The sequence below is a fragment of the Paenibacillus dokdonensis genome (assembly GCF_004916975.1).
Taxonomy (GTDB): domain Bacteria; phylum Bacillota; class Bacilli; order Paenibacillales; family Paenibacillaceae; genus Paenibacillus_AQ; species Paenibacillus_AQ dokdonensis.
The window spans coordinates 390,838-396,982 of record NZ_STGQ01000001.1 but is presented as its reverse complement, the minus strand read 5'-3'; the positions used below and the strand labels follow the sequence as shown (position 1 = coordinate 396,982).

Sequence of the window (6,145 nt, the reverse complement as noted above, 5' to 3'; positions counted from 1 at the left end):
GTAAGTCTGGAAAGGCTGCGATACCAAAGTCAGGCACGGGAACGCCTCCGAAGTGAGGAAGGCTATGCCCTGGCCGTACGGCGAATGATTGAGCCGGAGAGTGTGTTTGGCCAACTGAAAAACAACCGGGGCTTCCGGCGGTTTCTGCTTCGCGGCATGAAGAAAGTGACGCTGGAGGTCGGATGGCTTTCGCTTGCCCATAATATGCTGAAGCAAGCCGGAGTAGAGCAAAAGCGCAAAGGAGCGATTCTCCAATAACGGGAGAATCGCTCCTTGCTGAGGTTTTTTCGGATCCCAAAATAAAACGGAGCTGTCTCTGTCGTGGGAAATCCACTTATGAGACAGCCCCTTATGATCGTTATGCTCCCCAGATGCGCGGCATGGGCATTGGTTCTTTGCCGAGCTCAGCCCACGCATATTTTAGAAGCAGCTCGCTTTTGAGTTCTCCATAAGCCGGATGATCCCATAAATTGTTCAGCTCTTCCGGATCATTCACGAGATCGAAGATTTCGCCGTAGGTTTGGCGGTAATACACCGTTATTTTATACCGCGCATCTATATACGTCTTCTGGTGAATGGTGGTTGGCTCATGTCGGAATTCACAAATAGCATGATCACGCGCCTGATCCTGAACGCCTTTCCATACCCCGCTTTGATCGACCCCTGTCATGATTGCCGGAACCGGAATATCACATAAGGAGAGAAACGTTGGGGCCAGGTCTACCAGAGACTGGATGGCAGCAGACTGTTTACCTGCAGGCACTTGGCCCGGATATCTTACAAGAAAAGGAAGTTTGATGAGATCCTCATAATGGAAGCCGCCCTTGTACTGCAATCCATGCTGCCCGAAGAAGTGTCCATGATCCGTTGTGAACACGACAACCGTGTTATCGGTCAGACCCAGCTCATCGAGCTTATCCAGGATTTTGCCTATATATTTATCCATCAGGCTGATCATGCCATAGTAAGTTCCTACGAGCTGCTTGCGCTCTGCTTCAGGTAAAAGATGAGAGTGATAGCCATGAATGCCCTTACCCGTTTCCATCAAATGGCTAAAATCCGGCTTCTCTTCCTGCGTCAATCCAAAATGCGGCGGATTCATGTCATGCTCGCCTGGAGCCGCACTTGGAATGGTCAGCTGTTCCGGATCATACATACGGTCCCACGGCTCGGGTACCAGATAATCAGGATGCGGATCAAAGAAGCTCGACCATAAAAAGAACGGCTCATCCTTCTGCTTATGCTGCTCCAGCATCGCATTCGTCCGCTCCGCGATCCATGCATCGTAGTGAATCTCTTCCGGGATCGGCCATGTATGCTTGATTGCCGGATCCATATTTCCTGTAGGTGCCAGGAAATAATCCCGCCAGTTATCGAATCCCTTCTCTTCCATCCAAAGAGCGTAATGCTGTCCCACATGTGCTTCATTGGTGTGGTTGCGGGTCAGCTCCACATGTTCAAAGCCATAAAACGGCCCATGAAATGAGTTCCAAAAATCAAGATCCTGAAGCAGCGGGTATGCCTCAAGCGATGGATGCTCCTCCGTTCCCCGCAGAGGCTGGAAATGCGCCTTGCCGATCAGTGATGTCTGATAGCCTGCCGCCACAAAATCCTCCGCCACGGTTCGGCGGTCTTCAAGCAGCTTTGTCCCCAGACTCCAGGCTCCATGCTGGCTCGGATACATGCCGGTTATGATGGAAGCCCGCGTAGGCGTACAGGTCGGATTCGGGCAATACGCTCGAGTAAATGACGTTCCCTCCTTGACGAGCCGATCCAGATTGGGCGTATGTACTTCACTGCCCAGGGCACCGATCGTGTTCCAGTGCTGCTGATCACTGGTAATGAGCAGAATGTTTGGATGCTTCAATGCTGCCTCTCCCTTCTAGTGGTAGGGTATTCCTGATTTACTACTTATCTCTTGAAGTTTATCTTGTCTTGAAAAAGAAGTGAATGCCATAATGTATTTAACAAAATGTTAGGTGGGATGGAAATGAAGGAATATACCGGAGAACTTGCGGACCTGTGGCATCATATGCCTTCCGGATATGAACGTACTGGCGGCTTCTGGTTTGTCAGGGCCGGACGTAATGACGCAAAGCCCCATTATCATGTCGGCCCGAAGCAGATCGACAGCTACGGTCTTCATTTTATCGTAAGCGGAGAATTACAGTTCAGCTATGGCAGCAGGCAAGTCATTTTGGGTACCCATGATATTTTCTGTCTGTTTCCGCACCAAACGTATGAATACCGGATTCACTCTGCAGAACCGCTCCGGATGGTATGGCTCACCATGGAAGGGCCGCAGATGCGGGAGTTGATGCAGATGATCGGTCTCAATGGGAATCTTCCTTACCGGAAAGAGGCCATGACTCCGGAGTCCCTGGAGCGTTTGCAGGCCATCGAAGAGATCATTTGGCATCATGATCAGCTGCACCTGTCCACCATGAAACTGATGTCTGCAGCCTATCGTTTGTTTGAAGAACTGGAACGAGAGCCCTTGTATGAAGCACCTGCCGCTAACACGTCAGAAGTCCATTGGGTGGCCGAAGCTGTAAGCTTTTTTCAGCTGCACTATACCGAATCACTGCGTGTAGAGACCGCTGCCCGGATGTTCGGCCTTCATCGCTCCCATTTCTCACATGTTTTCACACAGAAGGTGGGCCTATCACCGCAGCAATATGTGCAGCAGCTCAGGCTGGAGCGTGCGGGCGAGCTGCTCAAGGATGCCGCATTACAGATCGGTGAAATCGCATTATCGGTGGGATATCCTGATCTCTACACATTTTCCCGTGCCTTTAAACGCTTGAAAGGATGCTCCCCCAGTGAGTACCGGAGGCTTATCACAAAACATAAACCTGATTCCGGTAAAACCCGCCATGAGGCCCGGGACTCCTCTTCCTTATAAAAAACTGGAGACAACGCAAAAAGCCGGAACTTATCGATGTGATAGATCCGGCTTTTATTGAGGCTTACAGTTTTCTTTTATTCTTTGACGGCCCCTGCGCTAAGACCCTTTTCCACTTTCTCCTGGAACAGTAAATAGACAACAATGGTCGGCACAATCGTCAGCATGATGCCTGCGAAGGTTGGCCCCAGCTGAGAAGATCCCTGCTGGCCGACAAAAGACATCAGCGCCATGGAGATGTTATTCATGTTCTGATCCGATATGAGAATGACGTTCCACACCAGATCATTGTAAATATCGAAGAAGCTCAGTATTCCGGCAGTCGATACCGCTGGCATCGTAAGTGGGGCAATGATTTGGAAAAGCAAGCGGATCGGTCCGCAGCCATCTATAATCGCGGATTCATCCAGTTCTTTACTGATGCCCTTCATATATCCGGTAATGAGGAAAATCGCAAGCGGCATCTCGAATACACCATAGAGCACAATCATCAGCGGATAACTGTTGAATAAATGAAGCGCCCCGACAACCTTAGAGATCGGAATCATCAGGGAGAAGACGGGGATCATGAGTCCGATAGCAAAGTAATTGTATAGAAATCCATTCATACGAAGCTTGTACCTGGATAACACAAAAGCAACCATAAGCGACAGCACCAGACACAGGAATGTCCCGGGAATCGCATAGATGAAAGAGTTTAGAATCGCCCGACTGATTTTGGCATCGACGAGTGCCATCTTATAGTTATTCCAGCGCCATACATCCGGCAGCGAGAAGACCGAGTTGTTATAAATTTCCACGTTGTCCTTCAGCGAGGAGAAGAAGGAATAGAGCAGCGGATACAGGAAAATGACAGCTGCAATGACGGAGAAAACATATACCGGAGTTCTTTTCAGCTTAATCATGCCTGCACCCCCTTCTTCTTGGCACGGCTTCTGGAGCTTGTCAGGAAGTTCATGAGTACCGTTACAACAAGGGCGGTTACGATCATAAAGGTACCGATACTATTTCCGACGCCAAAGTTATTGAACTTAAAGGCTTCATTGTACAGGAGCGTCGTCGGCACATCCGTCGCGCCGTTCGGGCCCCCGCCTGTAATAACGTAGATCTGTCCGAATACACGGATCGACTGGGTAACGGCAAGAACAGCGAACACCTTGAAGATCTCCTTCATTAAAGGAAGTGTAATATGCTTCAGCTTATGGAAGCTGTTCGCTCCGTCCAATGAAGCTGCCTCATAGATTTCATCCGGAATGGCAACCAGCCCGCTTGCGAAAATAATCATGTTCTGCCCGCAGTAGATCCAGGCATTCACGACGACCACCGTATAGATGGCAAGCGCAGGCTCGCCCAGCCAGTCATGCGTCAGTGAGCTGAGGCCGAACATTTCCAGCAGCTTATTGACCAGGCCATCGCTTTTTAGCAGAAACTGCCACATCAGGCCTACTGACGTGAGTGGCAGAATGGAAGGAATGAAGAAAGCGACTTTAAAAAAACGCTTGCCCCTCATCCGGCTTGTCACAACCAGCGCCAACGAGAGCGCGATAGGCAGAATCAGGACAAACGATGCAGCAATGAACAGCCCTACATTTTTCAGCGATCTGTAAAAGTTCGGGTTATCCAGCATCTCCTTGTAGTTGTTGATTCCATCGAAAGTCAAGGGAACATTAAATATGCCGTTCCAATCGAAAAAGGATTGATACACCGTTTGAATAGCCGGGTAAATAAAGGCTATCGTATAAAGTAAAAGTCCGGGTAAAAGCAAAATCGCTATCGCCCCGTATGCTTTTCGTTTGTTCACGCGATTCCCTCCGCTTCGTTCTTAAGCTGTGAATGATAGAGCCGCCGGGACTCTCTCCATAAAGGTTGTGAGCTGCCGGCGGCTGTGTTCATCATTATCGTAAGTAAACGATCAGTGATTCGAGTCAACGACCTTCTGTACATTGTCAGCGGTCTGCTGCGGGCTTGAACCTGCAAACATCCCTTGAATTTCACTGCGCAGCTTGTCTTGAAGCGAAGGTATATTATCGTAAGTTTCGATTTCAGACAGGAAGGTCTTGGCACTCTTCTGAGCTTCCATATACTCCTTCGTCACCGGATCGATCTGGGAGGAATCCAGCTCCACATTCACCGGATACGTGCCTCCTTTGGTCGCTTGTGCAAAATACTTAAATGCATCCTCGTTCGTTAAGTATTTCAGAAGTTTAATCGTAGCGTCCTTCTCGGCTCCCGAGATGGACTTGGATACCGAGTATCCGCCGGCTGTTCCGAACCAGACGTCTTTATTCTCCGGATGATCTGCAAAATAAGGGAATGGAATGACGCCGATCTTATCAGCTATATCCGAGGATGACAGCTGGGAGATCGCCCAGTTTCCTTCAAACAGCATCGCACTCTTTCCTGCAAGGAACTGCGCTGTTGTGCCATTGGAATCGAGTGTGACGATATTGTCCCCAAGTACTCCGGCAGACTGCCAGTCCTTCATGAGCTGGAACAGTTGAAGCATGTCGGGATCATTCCATTTAGCCTTGCGGCTGATCAGGTCTTCTATCTTCTGGAAGCCAAACCGCTTGAAGGACAGATTGTTGATCAAATGTCCACCACGGAAGTTTTCCTTATCTCCCATCAGCATCGGTACGGCTCCAATTTTCTTGAAGGGCTCTACAAGTGCTGTCATCTCTTCAATCGTTTTTGGCGGCTCTACGCCTGCCTTCTTGAACAGATCCTTGTTATAATAGATCGCTACGCTGCTATCTTCCATGGGAACCGCAAAGGTTCCCTGAATATCGCTGTACTGCCATCCGCTGAACAGGGGCTTAAACGCACCGCTCCATGCCTTGTCCTCGTCAAGAACCGGCTGAAGGTCCATCGCGATATTCTCGGCATACACCTTGAAGGACTGACCGCCATAATTCATCCAGATGTTCGGAACATTGCCTGTCGCAACGGCCGTTTTAAATTTGTTGTTATACGAGGTTTCATCATTGACCGATTCGTTCACAACCTCGATGTCCGGATTCTCCTTCTTGAACTTGTCCAGAAGTTCATTAAATGCTTTGGATTTCAGATCAGAACCGGAAAGACGCGTCATAATCCGCACCTGCGTCTTTTTGCCCCCCTTCCCGCCGTTAGACGAGCTGTCTGATCCGCCCGAACTGCCGCAAGCTGATAGAACTAAGGAACATATAAGCAATAGTGATAGTGTCCAGTGGGTTTTTTTTATTACCTTCATAAGATTAC

At 49.3% G+C, this 6,145-nt stretch carries 6 protein-coding genes; 2 read left to right on the top strand and 4 right to left on the bottom strand.

Annotation, left to right across the window (positions count from 1 at the left end):
* Window positions 1–258: transposase (locus E6W40_RS29865; RefSeq protein WP_246072804.1), on the top strand; the 258-nt coding region annotated here is incomplete at its 5' end.
* Between the two features lie 100 nt (window positions 259–358).
* Here the strand turns inward: E6W40_RS29865 and E6W40_RS02015 are convergent.
* On the bottom strand, window positions 359–1,867 hold the full coding sequence (locus E6W40_RS02015) for a sulfatase family protein (RefSeq protein ID WP_136603949.1): 1,509 nt from the start codon (window positions 1,865–1,867) through the stop codon (window positions 359–361).
* Window positions 1,868–1,990: 123 nt separating this feature from the next.
* Here E6W40_RS02015 and E6W40_RS02010 point away from each other — a divergent pair, with 123 nt between their 5' ends.
* On the top strand, window positions 1,991–2,905 hold the full coding sequence (locus E6W40_RS02010) for a helix-turn-helix transcriptional regulator (protein WP_168928800.1): 915 nt from the start codon (window positions 1,991–1,993) through the stop codon (window positions 2,903–2,905).
* 77 nt (window positions 2,906–2,982) lie between these two features.
* Here the strand turns inward: E6W40_RS02010 and E6W40_RS02005 are convergent, their stop codons facing one another.
* The 3 genes from E6W40_RS02005 to E6W40_RS01995 all read right to left on the bottom strand — a co-directional run bounded on the left by E6W40_RS02005 (window position 2,983) and on the right by E6W40_RS01995 (window position 6,137).
* A complete protein-coding gene (locus tag E6W40_RS02005; protein ID WP_136603947.1) occupies window positions 2,983–3,810 on the bottom strand; it encodes a carbohydrate ABC transporter permease in 828 nt (275 codons plus the stop codon).
* Complete coding sequence (locus tag E6W40_RS02000; protein WP_136603946.1) at window positions 3,807–4,706, bottom strand: carbohydrate ABC transporter permease; 900 nt, start codon at window positions 4,704–4,706, stop codon at window positions 3,807–3,809. The genes E6W40_RS02005 and E6W40_RS02000 overlap by 4 nt, the downstream gene beginning before the upstream one ends.
* Before the next feature lie 111 nt (window positions 4,707–4,817).
* The gene (locus E6W40_RS01995) at window positions 4,818–6,137 is read right to left on the bottom strand and encodes an extracellular solute-binding protein (RefSeq protein WP_136603945.1); all 1,320 of its coding nucleotides are present in this window, start codon (window positions 6,135–6,137) and stop codon (window positions 4,818–4,820) included.
* Between the last annotated feature and the right edge of the window lie 8 nt (window positions 6,138–6,145).